At 72.4% G+C, this 14,201-nt stretch carries 15 protein-coding genes and 1 tRNA gene; 10 read left to right on the forward strand and 6 right to left on the reverse strand.

All coding sequences use genetic code 11. The features are described from left to right. The first annotated feature begins 6 nt into the window (after positions 1-6). The 4 genes from ABD875_RS11465 (at position 7) to ABD875_RS11480 (ending at position 5,095) form a co-directional block, all read left to right on the forward strand. Positions 7-414 carry a DUF7144 family membrane protein gene (locus tag ABD875_RS11465; RefSeq protein ID WP_345176391.1) on the forward strand — a complete coding sequence of 136 codons (408 nt, stop codon included), beginning with the start codon at positions 7-9 and terminating at the stop codon, positions 412-414. Positions 415-624: 210 nt separating this feature from the next. Next, a complete protein-coding gene (locus tag ABD875_RS11470; protein ID WP_345176395.1) occupies positions 625-3,114 on the forward strand; it encodes a LuxR C-terminal-related transcriptional regulator in 2,490 nt (829 codons plus the stop codon). 53 nt (positions 3,115-3,167) lie between these two features. Next, positions 3,168-3,758 (forward strand): HdeD family acid-resistance protein, encoded by a 591-nt coding sequence (locus ABD875_RS11475; protein WP_345176398.1) that lies wholly within the window; start codon positions 3,168-3,170, stop codon positions 3,756-3,758. Continuing rightward, positions 3,755-5,095 carry a hypothetical protein gene (locus ABD875_RS11480; RefSeq protein ID WP_345176402.1) on the forward strand — a complete coding sequence of 447 codons (1,341 nt, stop codon included), beginning with the start codon at positions 3,755-3,757 and terminating at the stop codon, positions 5,093-5,095. Before ABD875_RS11475 ends, ABD875_RS11480 begins: the two co-directional genes overlap by 4 nt. Here ABD875_RS11480 and ABD875_RS11485 read toward each other — a convergent pair. Then, complete coding sequence (locus tag ABD875_RS11485; RefSeq protein WP_345176406.1) at positions 5,010-6,026, reverse strand: YhjD/YihY/BrkB family envelope integrity protein; 1,017 nt, start codon at positions 6,024-6,026, stop codon at positions 5,010-5,012. The two genes, ABD875_RS11480 and ABD875_RS11485, sit on opposite strands and share 86 nt — an antisense overlap. Before the next feature lie 34 nt (positions 6,027-6,060). Between ABD875_RS11485 and ABD875_RS11490 the strand changes: the two genes are divergently transcribed. Then, on the forward strand, positions 6,061-6,579 hold the full coding sequence (locus ABD875_RS11490) for a potassium channel family protein (RefSeq protein WP_345176409.1): 519 nt from the start codon (positions 6,061-6,063) through the stop codon (positions 6,577-6,579). Here the strand turns inward: ABD875_RS11490 and ABD875_RS11495 are convergent. Then, on the reverse strand, positions 6,546-7,430 hold the full coding sequence (locus ABD875_RS11495; RefSeq protein ID WP_345176412.1) for a formylglycine-generating enzyme family protein: 885 nt from the start codon (positions 7,428-7,430) through the stop codon (positions 6,546-6,548). The two genes, ABD875_RS11490 and ABD875_RS11495, sit on opposite strands and share 34 nt — an antisense overlap. Positions 7,431-7,439: 9 nt before the next feature. Then, the gene (locus tag ABD875_RS11500) at positions 7,440-8,690 is read right to left on the reverse strand and encodes a D-arabinono-1,4-lactone oxidase (protein ID WP_345176415.1); all 1,251 of its coding nucleotides are present in this window, start codon (positions 8,688-8,690) and stop codon (positions 7,440-7,442) included. 71 nt (positions 8,691-8,761) lie between these two features. Between ABD875_RS11500 and ABD875_RS11505 the strand changes: the two genes are divergently transcribed. Together ABD875_RS11505 and ABD875_RS11510 are read left to right on the forward strand one after the other, a co-directional pair. Continuing rightward, positions 8,762-9,625 (forward strand): M23 family metallopeptidase, encoded by an 864-nt coding sequence (locus ABD875_RS11505; RefSeq protein WP_345176418.1) that lies wholly within the window; start codon positions 8,762-8,764, stop codon positions 9,623-9,625. A gap of 43 nt (positions 9,626-9,668) precedes the next feature. Beyond that, positions 9,669-9,956, forward strand: a complete 288-nt coding sequence (locus ABD875_RS11510; protein ID WP_345176420.1) for a helix-turn-helix transcriptional regulator — start codon at positions 9,669-9,671, stop codon at positions 9,954-9,956. 4 nt (positions 9,957-9,960) lie between these two features. Here ABD875_RS11510 and ABD875_RS11515 read toward each other — a convergent pair whose 3' ends face one another. Further along, on the reverse strand, positions 9,961-10,911 hold the full coding sequence (locus ABD875_RS11515; RefSeq protein ID WP_345176424.1) for a TerC family protein: 951 nt from the start codon (positions 10,909-10,911) through the stop codon (positions 9,961-9,963). Positions 10,912-11,093: 182 nt separating this feature from the next. Between ABD875_RS11515 and heR the strand changes: the two genes are divergently transcribed. Beyond that, entirely contained in the window at positions 11,094-11,864 is a 771-nt protein-coding gene (gene heR, locus ABD875_RS11520; RefSeq protein ID WP_345176428.1) for a heliorhodopsin HeR, read from the forward strand. 15 nt (positions 11,865-11,879) lie between these two features. On the opposite strand, the gene ABD875_RS11525 is transcribed toward heR, so the two are convergent. Both ABD875_RS11525 and ABD875_RS11530 read right to left on the reverse strand, forming a co-directional pair. Then, the gene (locus tag ABD875_RS11525) at positions 11,880-12,638 is read right to left on the reverse strand and encodes a hypothetical protein (RefSeq protein WP_345176431.1); all 759 of its coding nucleotides are present in this window, start codon (positions 12,636-12,638) and stop codon (positions 11,880-11,882) included. Between the two features lie 107 nt (positions 12,639-12,745). Beyond that, positions 12,746-12,828: transfer RNA gene (locus tag ABD875_RS11530), tRNA-Leu, on the reverse strand. 191 nt (positions 12,829-13,019) lie between these two features. Between ABD875_RS11530 and ABD875_RS11535 the strand changes: the two genes are divergently transcribed. Further along, positions 13,020-13,727 (forward strand): FHA domain-containing protein, encoded by a 708-nt coding sequence (locus tag ABD875_RS11535; protein WP_345176433.1) that lies wholly within the window; start codon positions 13,020-13,022, stop codon positions 13,725-13,727. After that, positions 13,728-14,198: an FHA domain-containing protein FhaB/FipA gene (locus ABD875_RS11540; RefSeq protein ID WP_345176436.1), complete on the forward strand. Its 471-nt coding sequence runs from the start codon at positions 13,728-13,730 to the stop codon at positions 14,196-14,198. It abuts the gene before it with no gap. Positions 14,199-14,201 lie beyond the last annotated feature (3 nt).

Consider the following 14,201-nt stretch of genomic DNA (forward strand, 5'->3'; position numbering starts at 1 on the left):
CCCGAGATGAGCGCACCGAGCGACTACGAGCACAGCACGAGGGGCGCCTGGGCCTACGGCATCGCGGCCTTCGCGGGTGTGCTCCTGGCGATGGTCGGTCTGTTCCAGTTCCTCCAGGGTCTCTCGGCCGTGTTCAAGGACACGGTGTTCGTGGCCTCGCCTGACTACGTGTACTCGATCGACCTCACCGGCTGGGGCTGGATCCACATGCTCCTCGGTGCCGCAGCGGTCGCGGTGGGCATCGCGGTCCTCTACGGCCAGACCTGGGCCCTCGCGACCGGCATCCTGGTCGCGATCCTCTCGGCGGTCGCCAACTTCGCGTTCGTTCCCTACTACCCGCTCTGGGCGATCGTCGTGATCGCCATCGACGTCGCGGCGATCTGGGCGCTGACGTCGCTGCTGCGCAACACCTGAGCACACCCAAGATCACCCGGGCCTCACCCTCCGAGGGTGAGCCCCACCAGTCCTGCCGCCACATATATTTCCGACCGCGACCGGCGCGATTTCCACCCCCGCGGGTGTAGCGTGCCGTCATCGCTCGACTCGGCGGGAGGGCGAATGGCTGGGCAAGGACGGGCGCGCACGAGGGTGCCGGAGCACCTTCCGCGTCTTCCCCGCGCCTTCGTGCCCCGCCCCCGGCTCTGGTCGCACCTCGACGAGGCGACCGAGGGGTCGATGACCGTCCTCGTCGGGCCGGCCGGCTCGGGCAAGACGCTCGGCGTCAGCGGGTGGCTGCACCGCTCCAGCACCCAGGCGCAGGCGACGTGGGTGCGCGCCGACGCGTCCTGGACGGCGGACCAGCTGCTCGCCCTCGTCGCGTCGCAGCCCGGCCTCATCGTGGTGGACGACGCCCACCACCTGCCCCTCGCCACCGTGCGCGCCCTGGACGGCCTGCTCGACACCGACCCCGAGTCGATGCGGATGCTGCTGCTCGCACGCTGGGACCTGCCGTTCACCCGGCTTGCGCCCGAGCTGCTCGGCCAGTTCACCGCCCTGCGCGGCGAGCTGCTCCGCCTCGACGAGGGTGAGGAGGCGGCGCTGGTCGCGGCGCACGTGCACACCGACGCCGTCGAGGTCGCCCGCGCGATCGCACCGCGCACCCGCGGCTGGTGCGCCGCGGTCGTGCTGACCGCCCGGGCGGTGGCGGCGGCGCCCGACCCGCTCGAGGTGGCGCGGCGGTACGCCGAGGGCGGCGTCTCGGTCGCGGACCGGGTCGCCAGCGAGGTGTTCGCGAGCCTGCTCCCCCGGCAGCGGCACGTGCTGCTCTGCGTCGCCAACGAGCCCTCCGTCACCCCGGCCACCGCCGCGCACCTCGCGCACGACGCCCAGGCCGGCGAGGTGCTCGCCGAGCTCGAGTCGACCGGGCTGCTGGTCACCCGGATGCCGGACGAGGGCGACGAGGTCCGCTACGCCATCCACCCGCTGCTCACCGAGGTGGTGCGCCGGCGTACGGCGGCCGGCGGCGTCGACGTGATGCGCGCGGCCGCGACGGTCGCCCGCGCCGTCCAGCTCGACGTCGCGCGCGGCGAGACCGACAGCGCCTTCCGGCGGCTGGTCGCGGTGGGCGACCACGCAGCGACCGCGGCCCTGCTGGCCGAGCACGGCCCGACCCTGCTGCTGCGCGGCCACGGGGAGGGCATGAACGCCTTCGCCCTGCAGCACCCCTCGGCGGTCGACGTGAACCCCGCCTCGTGGTTCGCGATCGCCCTGGAGCGCTGGGTGTCCGGGTCGATCAGCTGCGCGCGGCACTGGCTCGACCGGGTCGTCAGCGACCCGCTCCCGGACACCACGACGTCGACGCTCCAGGTCGCGACCGCCCAGCTGATGCGGGCCCGGCTCGGCCTGGAGTCGATCCCGGCCGCGGTGGGGCACGCGAAGCGCGTGCTCGCCGACGACCCGCCCGACCAGGCCTCCCCCGTGCTGCCGATCCTGCTCGCCGAGCTCGCGGTCACCCAGAACTGGCTCGGTGACCTCGACGGCGCCGGCGCCACGCTGGTGCGCGCGCTCCAGCTGAGCCGCTCGCGCGACCTGCCCGGGCTGACCGCGATCGCGCTCTCGCACCTGGCGTTCACCGAGTTCATGCAGGGCCGAGAGGCCGCTGCCCTCGAGGTGGCCGACGAGCTGATCGCGATGCTCGACCAGCTCCCCGTGCTCACGCCGTACTCCGCGAACCGGGCGCGGCTGGTCCGCGAGCTCGCGTCGTTCGTCGGTCTGCCGTCGGCGGTGGCCGGGCTCGAGACCCCGATGCCGGACTTCCCGCTCCACCCCGGCGACCCCACCACGAAGTTCTGGGCGCGGATGCGCCGCTCCCGGCTCGCGCTGGCCGCCGGGTCGGTGTCGGCGGCCGAGCGCGCGCTCGACGTGCCACTGGAGACCCCGGAGCTCCCCGACCACCTCGCCGTCGCCCTCGACCTCGAGCGCGCGTTCCTCGCCGCGCTGTCCGGCGACCAGCCCACGCTGTCCCGGCTCGCCCAGGTCCTCACGAGCCGGGGCGCGGTCGCGGAGGGCGACCTGGTGACGGGACTGCGCGCCGACCTCGCCGGTGACCGGCGGATCGCCGCGGCCCGCTTCGAGACGGCGGCCGAGGGCACCACCTGCCTGCAGCCGCCGGTGCGCGCGCTGGCCCTGATCACCGCGGCGCAGCTGCGCGACGGGCTGCACGACGAGGACGCCGCGCGCGCTCTGCTCTTCGAGGGCATCGTCGCGACCGAGGTGCGCCGCAACGCTGTTCCCTTCCTCGGCTGGAGCCGGCACGGAAGCTCGGTCGGCGACCTGTTCGCCCACTACGCCGCCGGCCACCCGTCACCGTGGGTGCGCGAGCTGGTCACCCACACGGCCGGGATGCCGGGCATCTCGACGTTCTTCTCACCGACGACCGCGCTGCCGCACGAGCGGGCCCAGCTGCCTGCCGGCGCCCTCGCACCGACACTGAGCCCGCGCGAGCGCGACGTGCTCAACGAGCTCGCCCGCGGGTCGACGTACGCCGACATCGCGGCCACGCTGTTCGTCTCCGAGAACACCGTGAAGACCCACGTCTCGAGCCTGTACAGCAAGCTCTCGGTGAACCGCCGCAGCGCCGCACTCGCGGTCGCGCGGAGCCTGCACCTGCTGTAGTCCACCCGATTCGGGCGATGGAGCCGGGAGCCGGGCAGCGAAAGATCGCTCCCATGAGCCACGCCGTCGAACCCGACAGCTCCGACGTCTACGTCATCACGAGCCTCAACCGGCTCGCCGAGCACTGGGGGCTGGTGCTCGCCTACGGGCTGGTCACCCTCGGGCTCGGCGTCGCGATGATGGTCTGGCCCGACCAGACCATCGCCGTCTTCGCCGTGCTGATCGCGATCCAGCTGATCATCGGCGGGATCTTCCGCATCGTCCAGGCGCTCGGGATGAGCACGTTCGACGTCGGGATGCGGGCCATCTTCGGCCTCACCGGCGGCGTCGCCCTCGTGGTCGGCCTGCTGGTGCTCCGCGAGCCGCTGCAGTCCGTGCTGGTGCTCGGGATGATCCTCGGCGTCTGGTGGCTGATCTCCGGCCTGATCGACGTCATCGGCGCGATCGTCAGCCCCGGCACGGGGGGCCGGGGCTGGGAGGTCGCGATCGGCGTCGTCAGCATGCTGGCGGGTGGGTTCCTGATCGTGTACACCGACCTGTCGCTGACGCTGCTGATCTGGTTCGTCGCGATCTGGCTCGTGCTCGCCGGGGTGTTCGCCACGCTGACGGCGTTCCGGCTGCGCTCCCAGCGGGTCGCGTCGTGACGAGCACGCCCGACCCCGCGACCGCGGCCGAGCTGGAGGCGCTGCGCGCCGAGGTCGCCCGGCTCCAGGCCGAGGGGCAGGGTCGCCGTACCGGCTGGTGGCGCCCGGTGGTCAGCGGGGTGCTGATCCTGCTGCTCGCGGTGCTGCTGCCGCTCGGCGTGGTCGCGCGGTGGGTGCACAACGAGGTCGCCGACACCGACCGGTACGTCGAGTCCATCGAGCCGCTGGCGCAGGACCCGGCGATCCAGGACGCCGTGGTCAGCAAGGTGACCACCGAGATCATGACCCGGCTCCAGGTGGAGGCGGTCACGCAGGAGGCCGTGGACGCGCTGGCCGAGCTCGGGCTCCCGCCGCTCGCGGCGACCAGCCTCAACGCCCTGTCCACGCCGCTCTCGAACGCGATCAGCGGGTTCGTGGAGGACAAGGTCCGCGAGATCGTCGAGTCGGACCGCTTCCAGACCGCCTGGCTGGAGGCGAACCGGCAGGCGCACGCCCAGCTGGTCGCGGTGCTGACCGGCGAGGGCAGCGAGCTCGTCGACGTCTCGGACAACACCGTGGCGATCAACCTCGGGCCGGTGATCGACGAGGTGAAGCTGCGCCTCGTGGACTCGGGCTTCGACCTGGCCGGCCAGCTGCCGGCGATCGACCTCCAGCTGACCGTGTTCCAGTCCGACGACATCGCCACGGCGCAGAGCGCCTTCCGGGTGCTCAACGGGCTCAACACCGCACTGCCGATCGTCCTGCTGCTGCTGGTCGCGGGTGCGGTCGCGGTCGCCCGGTCGCGCCGGCGCGCGCTGATCACCGCGATGCTCGTCAGCGCGGCCTCCATGCTGCTGCTCGGCGTCGCGCTCAACGCGTTCCGCGTCGTCTACCTCGACGCGATCCCGGTGGAGACGTTGCCGACCGACGCCGCAGCGGCGTTCTACGACAACATGGTGTGGTTCATCCGGCTCAACCTGCGCGCGATCCTGGTCCTCACGCTCACGATCGCGTTCGTGGCCTGGGTCTCCGGGCCGGGAAGCAACGCGCTCGCGCTGCGCCGCGGGACCTCCCGGGCGATCGACTGGGGCCGCGGGGGCGGCGCCCGGGTCGGGCTGAACACCGGCCGGTTCGGTGTCTTCCTCGACGCCAACCGGACCATGATCCGGGTCGTGGTGCTCGGTCTCGCGCTGCTGCTCTACGCGATGGCGGACCACCCGACCGGCGGGTTCACGATCACCCTGCTGCTGGTCGCCGCGGTGCTGCTGCTGATCATCGAGCTGCTGGCTCGTCCGGCCGCGGACGCAGCCGAGCCAGCTGACGGCGTACCTCCGCCGCCAGCTCCAGGGCCGAGCTGACCAGGCGGCGCACCGTCGGGTCCTCCGACACCACGCGGCCGACGACGGCCGAGCCCACCATCACGGCGGCGAAGCCGATCAGCCAGGTGGAGACGGCGAGGATCACGCCGAGCGTCCCGAACTGGTCGGCGTTCGCGTCGACGTACACCGGCATCACCAGCGAGGACCCGCGGTTGTAGAGCAACCCGAGGGTGCCGGTCAGCACCGCGCCGAGGGCGAGCCGGTGCCACGGGACCCGGCCGAAGAGCAGGACCCACGACGTCACCCACCACAGCGCGCTGAGCAGCAGGGCCTGGATCGCGAGCCGGAGTCCGTCCGCGACCAGTCCGTCCACTCCGTTCATCAGCGTGCGCAGCGCGCCGACCAGCTGCAGCGTCATCAGCCAACCGAGCAGCCACAGGAAGCACCGGCGGGTGCCGCTGACGCCACCCACGTGGGTGACGTCCCAGATCCGCTCGTACATGCGCTGGACCGCGCGCGCGAAGCTGGTCGCCGAGAACAGCGTGATCGCGATGCCGATCAGGCCGGTCTGGGCGCGGACCTGGTCGGGCGTGACCTGCGCGGTCACTTGGCCTTCGCCCCGCTCCCCGAGACCGGCCGCGTTCGAGAAGGACTCGATGCCGGCGGAGGTGAGGTCCGGCAGGAACGCCGCGAGCACCACGAGCATCGGGATCAGCGCGAGCAGCCCCTGCGCCGCGATCAGCATGCACCGGTCGATGAACTCGACCCGGACGACCTCGTTGAGCAGGCGTCCGAGGATCGGGATCCGGTCGACCAGGTCCTTGGCCTGGTCCCGGCGGAGCTCGAACGTCGCGGTCGCCCGCTCACGCCACGCGGCGACGTCCATCGGCGTGCTGGCCTCCCGTGCTGTGGCCGGTCGATCCGGCAGGATGAGCACCAGCGTGGGTGGAACGGCGATCTCCCCGCTCACCCGTAGCGGGTGAAACCGAGAAGAGGAGGCCGCGATGTCCCCGTGGAGGCGCGTGGTGCGGCTGGCGGCAGCGGTGACGTTGCTCTGCCTCGTGTACTTCACGGTCCCGTTGACCCGCGACATCGGCCGCGGCGAGGTCGCCCAGATCGCCTTGGGGTTCGTCGCGCTCGGGCTGCTCGGCTTCATGGTCGTCTGGGAGGTGCGCCAGCAGCTCATCGACGACAACCGCACCATCGACCGGCTGGCGCTGGCCATGGCCGTCGCGGTGATGGGCTTCGCGCTCGGCTTCTACGTGATGGCGCAGCGCGACCCCACGCAGATCGAGGGGCTGAACACGCGGCTGGACTCGCTCTACTTCACGATGACCACGCTGCTGACGATCGGCTACGGCGACATCCACGCGACCGGGCAGGGCGCCCGCGCGCTGGTGCTCGTGCAGATGGTGTTCAACGTCGCCATCCTGACGACGGCGACCACGACGCTGACGCACCACATCCGGACCCGCGCGGAGTCGCGGCGTCAGGACCTGGACACGCAGCGGAAGCCGACGTGAGACGTGGAGTCCCGCACACCCTGACCCTGGCGCGCGGCCGGGCGGTAGCGCTGGCAGTACTCCGGCGAGCACAGGTGTGACCCACCCTTGGTGACCATCCGGTCGGTCTCGGCCAGCTGGTCGGCCGGTCGGGCCGAGCCGCCGCAGCACGGCGCCGGCTGCTCGGCCTCCCGCGTCGGGGTCCACCGGGTCCGGGTCCACTCCCAGACGTTGCCGATCATGTCGTGCAGGCCGTAGCCGTTGGCCGGGTAGTGCCCGACCGGTGACGTGCGGTCGAACCCGTCCGGGTCGTCGCTCCGCCACGGGAACGGGCCGCGGAACGTGTTGGCCAGCACCGCCCCGCCCGGCGAGAGCTCGTCGCCCCACGCGAAGTCGCGGCCGACCAGCCCACCTCGGGCGGCGTACTCCCACTCATCCTCGTACGGCAGGTCCTTGCCGGCCCACTCGGCGTACGCGATCGCGTCCTCCCAGCCCACGTGCACGACGGGGTGGTCCGCGACGTCCTCCCACGAGCTGCCGGGGCCGAGCGGCGCGCGCCAGGACGCGCCGGGCTGCCAGCGCCACCACTGCGTCCAGTCGCCGAGGTGCACGGGGCCGGCGGTCATCATGAAGACCTGCGAGCCGGGGACCAACAGCGCCGGGTCGGCGCCGGGGAAGTCGGCGGGGTCGGGCGCGATCTCGGGGACGGTGACGTGCCCGGTCTCCTCGACGAAGCGCGCGAACTCGGCGTTGGTCACCGGGCAGCGGTCCCAGTGCAGGTCGCCGACCGTGATCGTGCGCACCGGCCGCTCCTCGGGGTAGAAGCGGTCGCTGCCGATCGTCGTGGTCCCTCCCGGGACGAACACCGTCACGGCACCTTCCTACACGGCACGGCGGGCCAGCCCGAGGTGCCGCTCAAGGAATGAGTTGCCGAACTTGCCGCCCGGGTCGTGCCGCGCGGCGAGCGCGTGGAAGTCGTCCATCCGGGGGTACGCCGGCCGCAGCTGCTCCGCGGTCGCCAGGAAGCACTTGCCCCAGTGGGGACGGGCGCCGAGCGGCAGCAGCGCCTCCTCGATGCGGGGCAGCACGGCGTACACGCCCGGCACGTCGCGGACCCAGGTGAAGTGCAGCCCGACCGCGTCGCCGCCGTACGCCCCGCTGAGCCAGAGGTCGTCGGCGGCGATCGTGCGCACCTCGGTGACCTGGAGCAGCCCGTCGAACAGCGACGCGAGGTCGCGGAGCCGCCCGATCGCCTCCACGGCGCGCGGGCGCGGGACGAGGTACTCGCTCTGCAGCTCCTCCCCGCGGCTCGGCGTGAACTCCATGCGGAAGTGCGGCAACCGCCGGTTCCACGGGCCCGCGACCCCGCCCTGACGCGTCACCGCGGCGGTGTCGGCGCCGGCGAGCATGTGCAGGGTCCTGGCCGCGGCGGGCGCGCCGAAGAGGTCGGGCGGCGCGGTGTCGCCACGTCCCTTCAGCCAGACCTGGCCTACCCGGCCGCTGGACCAGTCGGTGAACAGGCTGACGCTGTAGGCGCTGCTCGTGAGCGCGTCGAAGTTCGCGAGCGCGTCGTCCCACGGCAGGTCGGTGTAGAGGTCCTGGCGCACGTCGTAGGTCGGCTCCACGTCCAGGGTCACGTGCGTGGTCACCCCGAGGGCGCCGAGCGCGACCACGTGGCCGGCGAAGTCCTCCTCCCCGCGTGCCACCGAACGGCGGGCTCCGTCGGCGCCGACCAGGTCGAGGCCCGCGACGGCGGCTGCCAGCGAGCCGGTGCGGTCGCCCGAGCCGTGGGTGCCGGTCGCGATCGCCCCCGCGACCGAGATGTGCGGCAGGGAGGCCATCGTGGCGAGCGCCCAGCCACGCTCCTGCAGGGTCGCCGCGAGGTCGCCGTACCGGACGCCTCCGGAGACGCGGACCACCCGCCGGTCGCCGTCGACCTCGATCTCGGCGGGGAGGCCGACGGTCGAGACGAGGTCGCCGACCGTGTCGGCGACGTCGGTGAACGAGTGCCGGGTGCCGAGCGCGCGCACCCGCTCGGCGCTCCCGACGACGTCCTGGAGCTCCTCGACCGAGGTGGGGGTGAGCACCCGCCTCGCGGCGTACTCGTGGTTGCCGGCCCAGTTCTTCGTCACATCGCTCAGCATCGCGCATCCAGGGCCGATGGGACCTGCTGAGTCATGACCCCGACCGACTTGAGGTAGTAGTGCCCGACCCCAGCACGGACGCCGTGGCTGCCGGCTCCTGGTTCGGCCTGCACACCCTGTTCACGGCCCTGGCCGTCGGCGCGGTCACGTACGTCGGCTTCACCGGGGCCCAGCTGGCCCACCTGGTCATGCCGGACACCCCGAGCGCGGTCGCGGTCGCGGACCCCCCGCCGCTGCCCGCGCCCCCCGTCGCCGCCGCACCGAGCCCCGAGCCGTCGCCGACCGCCGCCGCGGAACCCTCCCGCAGCGAGAAGCGGACGGAGAAGCCGGAGGCGAAGCCCTCCGGACGGCCCTCGACCGCGGCGTCGCCGGACGTGAAGCCGCGCGCGACGGGCAAGGCCGACCGCGCCCCCGTCGCGGAGCGCAAGCAGCCCACGTCGATCCAGCGCGCCCGGTGGGCGGACCGGCAGATCGCCGCGATGCTCCGCACGATGCCGCCGTCGCCGATGAGCTGGTTCACCGGCGGTGCGACCTGGGTGCTCCCGACCACCGGCTACCACCTCACCGCGCGCTTCGGCGAGTCCGGCAGCCACTGGTCGACCACCCACACCGGTCTCGACTTCGCGACCTCCACCGGCACCCCGGTGCGCGCCGCGACGGGCGGCACCGTGACGTTCGCCGGCTGGGACGGCTCCTACGGCAACAAGCTCGAGATCCGCCACCCCGACGGCACCGAGACCTGGTACGCCCACCTGTCTCAGCTGTACGTCGACGAGGGCACCGCGGTCGCCACCGGCACCGTCGTCGGCGCCGTCGGCGCCACGGGCAACGTCACCGGCCCGCACCTGCACTTCGAAATCCGTTCCGGCGACGCTCCGATCGACCCGTACACCGCGCTGGCGCAGCGCGGCCTCCACCCGTAGGACAGCCCGATACACGAAGTCTGTCTCGCGTAGTGTGGATCCTGTGAGTTCCGGCGAGTGGACCTTCCTCTCCAACCACGGGCACGTCCTCGTGGCGCTCAGTCGCGACCCCGACGCGCGGATGCGCGATGTGGCGGAGCTGGTCGGCATCACCGAGCGGGCGGTGCAGCAGATCGTGCGCGACCTCGTCGAGCACGGCTACCTCCACAAGTCCAAGGTGGGCCGCCGCAACCGGTACGCCGTCGACCGCGCGGCACACTTCCGGCACCAGCTCGAGTCGCGGCTCACCGTCGGCGCCTTCCTGGACCTCGTCGTCCCGCTGGCGCCCTGACTCGTCAGCCCACCTTCTCGACGGCTTCCTCGGCGTCGTCGCGCGAGGCCTCCGCGGTCGCGCGGAGGCTGGCCACGACCGCGACGGTGAGGCAGGTGGCGATCACCGAGAGCGACAGCCAGATCGGGATCTTGTAGACGTCGAGGAGCAGCATCTTGACGCCCACGAAGACCAGGATCGCGGCCAGTCCCGCCTTGAGGTGCACGAAGCGGTGCATGAGGTCGGCGAGCAGGAAGTACATCGCGCGCAGGCCCAAGATCGCGAAGGCGTTGCTCGTGAACACCAGGAAGGGGTCCTGGGTGACGGCGAAGATCGCGGGGATGGAGTCGACGGCGAAGATGATGTCGGTGGTCTCGACCATGACCAGGACGAAGAACAGCGGGGTGGCGACCCACCGGCCCGCCTGCCGCACCCAGAACTTCTGCCCGTGGTACTCCTCCGTCGAGGGGACCCGCCGCTTGACCCAGGCCAGGAGCCGGTTGCGGGACAGGTCCATCTCGTCGTTGCGGTGGCTGAACATCTTCCAGCCCGTGTAGACCAGGAACGCCCCGAAGACGTAGAGGATCCAGGCGAAGCTGCTGATCAGGACCGACCCGCCCGCGATGAAGACCGCCCGGAACACCAGGGCGCCCAGGACGCCGTAGAAGAGCACCCGGTGCTGGTACTCCCGGGGCACCGCGAAGTACGTGAAGATCAGGGCGAAGACGAAGACGTTGTCGACCGCGAGCGACTTCTCGATCAGGTAGCCGGCGTAGTACTCCCCGCCCGCCTCGGCGCCGTACGCCCACCACACCACGCCGCCGAAGGCGAGGCCGGTCGAGACCCACACGGCCGACCAGATGGCGGCCTCCCGGACCGAGACGACGTGGGCGTCGCGGTGCGCGAACAGGTCGATCGCGAGCATCAGCAGGATCAGCCCGAGCACCGCGGCCCAGGCCCAGAGCGGAACATCCATCACGTACCTCCAGTGCTCCCGCCGCGGCGGGACTCCGGAGGTCTCCCCCGCCACCGCCTGCGGGTGGCCGGCACACCGGACCGGGCTGGGCCGGCCGAACTGACGATGTGTCGTGGGTGGGGTACTCCCCTCGTGCGCTACATTATTCGCGAAGACAACTTCGCATGTCAATCGGAGGTCCGATGAGCACGCAGACCCAGGTCGAGGCTCGAGCGAGCCGGCTGCGCGGGGTGAACGCGGTGGCGGGGGCGATCCACCTCGCCCAGGCGATCGCCGTGCTGGTGCTGGCGACGTCGTTCGCCCTGCCGGTGACCGCGACCTACCTCGAGGGGCCGCCGGGAACGGTCCCGCAGGACCCGACGGAGCTGTTCGAGATCCCCACCGGCGTCGCCGTCGCCGGGTTCCTCTTCCTGTCCGCGCTCGCGCACGCGCTCGTCTGCACCGTGTGGTGGGGGCGTTACACCTCCGACCTCGGCCGCGGCCGGAACCCCGCCCGCTGGGTCGAGTACGCGTTCTCGGCATCGCTGATGATCGTCCTGATCGCCCAGCTGACCGGGATCTCCGACGTCGCCGCCCTGCTCGCGCTGTTCGGGGTCAACGCCTCGATGATCCTCTTCGGCTGGCTGCAGGAGCACTACGAGCAGCCGGGCGGTGGCGGCTGGCTGCCGTTCGTCTTCGGGTGCGTGGCCGGCGTCGTGCCGTGGCTGGCGATCGGCGTCTACCTGTTCTCCCCCGGTTCGGTGTCGTCGGCGGAGGCACCCGGGTTCGTCTACGCGATCTTCGTGTCGCTGTTCGTGTTCTTCAACTCGTTCGCGCTCAACCAGTGGCTGCAGTACCGCGCCCGCGGCAGGTGGGCCGACTACCTCTTCGGCGAGCGGGTCTACATCGGGCTGAGCCTGGTCGCGAAGTCGGCGCTGGCCTGGCAAGTGTTCGCCGGGACCCTCGCCGGCTGACGGCGGCGCCGGCGCTCAGGCCGGCTCGACCCAGTGCCGGCGTACGGTCAGCCTGAAGCGGAACGCGTGGTGGTGGTCCGAGCCCAGGCGTAGGCCGGCGACCCGCTCGGGGTAGTCGACCCGGGAGGCGTGGGCGACCCCGCTCACCACGGCGCCGTCGATGCGGTGGCCCACCGAGCGTCCGTGGACCCGGCGGGCCAGCAGGGTCGGGCCCGGACCGGCGTCGCCGGGCCGGCGGTTGGCGTCCCACAGCAGCACCCGTGGCCGCGCGCGAGCGCGCTCCTGCTCCTCCGGCGCGCGCCGAGTCCAGTCCGGGCGGTGCCATGGCGCGATCGCCCGGCAGAGGGCCTCGACCCCCTCCTCCTGGCCGAGGTCGGTGAGCCTGCCGAGGTGCGGCGGGGGCTGGTGCGCGGTGAACACCGGGATCCGGCCGACCAGCACGCCCTGGAAGCTGCGCGGCGGGTGCGTGCCCGGCCGGTCGGTGTTCGGCCACGTGGTCGCCAGGTCCACCCAGCGCTGCTCGCCCCTGCCGGCCAGGTCGGTGCGGACCCAGGTCGCGATGTTCGCCCGCCCCGGCCGGGACCGATCGCGCGCCTGCTCGAGACCGGGCAGCGGGTCGAAGTCGTACCCGGTGGCCTCGCAGCTGCCGATGAACGCCGGCCCGGTGCTCGCGATCGCCTCGAGCTCCCGCTGCACCACCCGGTCGGGACGCCCGTTGTCGAGGTTGTAGAACCAGAAGTCGAGGTCGACGTGGTCGGACGGTTCATGGGGCATGCCCGGAGGAGCCGGGAACGGGGCGCCAGATACACCGCGCCGGCACCCGGGCAGGCGGTGAGATGCGAAGAGCCCCACCACGCGTCGTGGTGAGGCTCTTCTTCACGTGCGCGAGGGGGGATTTGAACCCCCACGCCCTTTCGGACACTGGCACCTGAAGCCAGCGCGTCTGCCGTTCCGCCACTCGCGCGTGAAGCGGAGCAAGGCTATCCCAGCGCGGGGGTTTGCCCCAAACCGGGGCGGGCAGGCCATGGAGGGTCCCCGGGCGGGTACGGCGACCCCGATAGCATCGGGGCACCCGGCCACCGGTCGGGGTGGCACTCGTGCCCGGACACCGGTCCGGACACGACCACCGATGACAGGTGACGGAAGGAGGGCAGCGTGGGCGGTCTCCAGAGACTGGAGCACAGGCTCGAGCAGATGATCTCGGGCGCGTTCGCACGGGCCTTCCGCTCGGCGGTCCAGCCGGTCGAGATCGCCGCTGCCCTGCAGCGCGAGTGCGACAACAACGCACAGATCCTCTCCCGCGACCGCCGGCTGGTGCCCAACGACTTCCACGTGGAGCTGTCCGAGACCGACCTGGCCCGGCTGGCGCCGTACGACACCGCGCTGGCCGACGAGCTCGGCAAGCAGGTGCGCCAGCACGCGGACCAGCAGAGCTACGTGTTCCCCGGCCCGGTCAGCATCGCCTTCGAACCGGCCGAGGACCTCACCACCGGCCGGTTCCGGATCCGCAGCCAGGCGCACGCCAAGGTGACCGGCAACGCCACCCACACGCAGGTCGGCCGGGCGCGCGCCGTGCTCGAGGTCAACGGCACCCGGCACCCGCTGCAGGCGCCGGGTCTGGTCGTCGGTCGCGGCACCGAGGCCGACGTCCGCATCAACGACCCCGGCGTGAGCCGCCGCCACGTGGAGTTCACGGTGCGCGCCGGCGCCGACGGCGGCCCGGTCATCGAGGTGCACGACCTGGGCTCGACCAACGGCATGCTGGTCGACGGCCACCGGATCTCGCGCACCGGCCTGCGCGACGGCTCGCAGGTCAAGATCGGCAACACCACCATGACCGTCCGGGTCGTCGAGGGAGGCTGAGTGTCCGAGCTGACGCTGTTCCTCATCCGGGTCGCCTACCTGGCGATCCTCTGGATCTTCGTGCTGTCCGCGATCTCGGTGATCCGCTCCGACATGTTCGGCGCGCGCGTCCCCGAGGCCGCCCGCGGCACCGGCGGCAAGGCGCCCAAGCCCGCGAAGGCGCCCAAGAAGGGCCGCGGCGCCCCGACCCACGTGATCGTGACCGCCGGGTCGAACGTCGGCGCCCGCGCCGAGCTGTCCCACGCCCCGGTCCTGATCGGTCGTGGCACGGACGCGGCGATCCGCCTCGACGACGACTACGTCTCCACGCGGCACGCCCGGATCGCGGCCTCGGGCGACCAGTGGTTCGTCGAGGACCTCGGCTCGACCAACGGCACGTTCGTCGGCACCGTGCGGATCACCCAGCCCACGACGATCACGCTCGGCACCCAGGTCCGGATCGGCAAGACGATCCTGGAGCTCAGGAAGTAGCCG

This window comes from Nocardioides caricicola, from assembly GCF_039541135.1.
GTDB lineage: Bacteria > Actinomycetota > Actinomycetes > Propionibacteriales > Nocardioidaceae > Nocardioides > Nocardioides caricicola.

Bases quoted from the DNA above. Each gene is read 5' to 3' on its own strand.
- ABD875_RS11465 (WP_345176391.1), top strand. From the start codon at position 7: ATGAGCGCACCGAGCGACTACGAGCACAGCACGAGGGGCGCCTGGGCC.
- ABD875_RS11475 (WP_345176398.1), top strand. From the start codon at position 3,168: ATGAGCCACGCCGTCGAACCCGACAGCTCCGACGTCTACGTCATCACG.
- ABD875_RS11490 (WP_345176409.1), top strand. From the start codon at position 6,061: ATGTCCCCGTGGAGGCGCGTGGTGCGGCTGGCGGCAGCGGTGACGTTG.
- ABD875_RS11515 (WP_345176424.1), bottom strand. From the start codon at position 10,911: ATGGATGTTCCGCTCTGGGCCTGGGCCGCGGTGCTCGGGCTGATCCTG.
- heR (WP_345176428.1), top strand. From the start codon at position 11,094: ATGAGCACGCAGACCCAGGTCGAGGCTCGAGCGAGCCGGCTGCGCGGG.
- ABD875_RS11525 (WP_345176431.1), bottom strand. From the start codon at position 12,638: ATGCCCCATGAACCGTCCGACCACGTCGACCTCGACTTCTGGTTCTAC.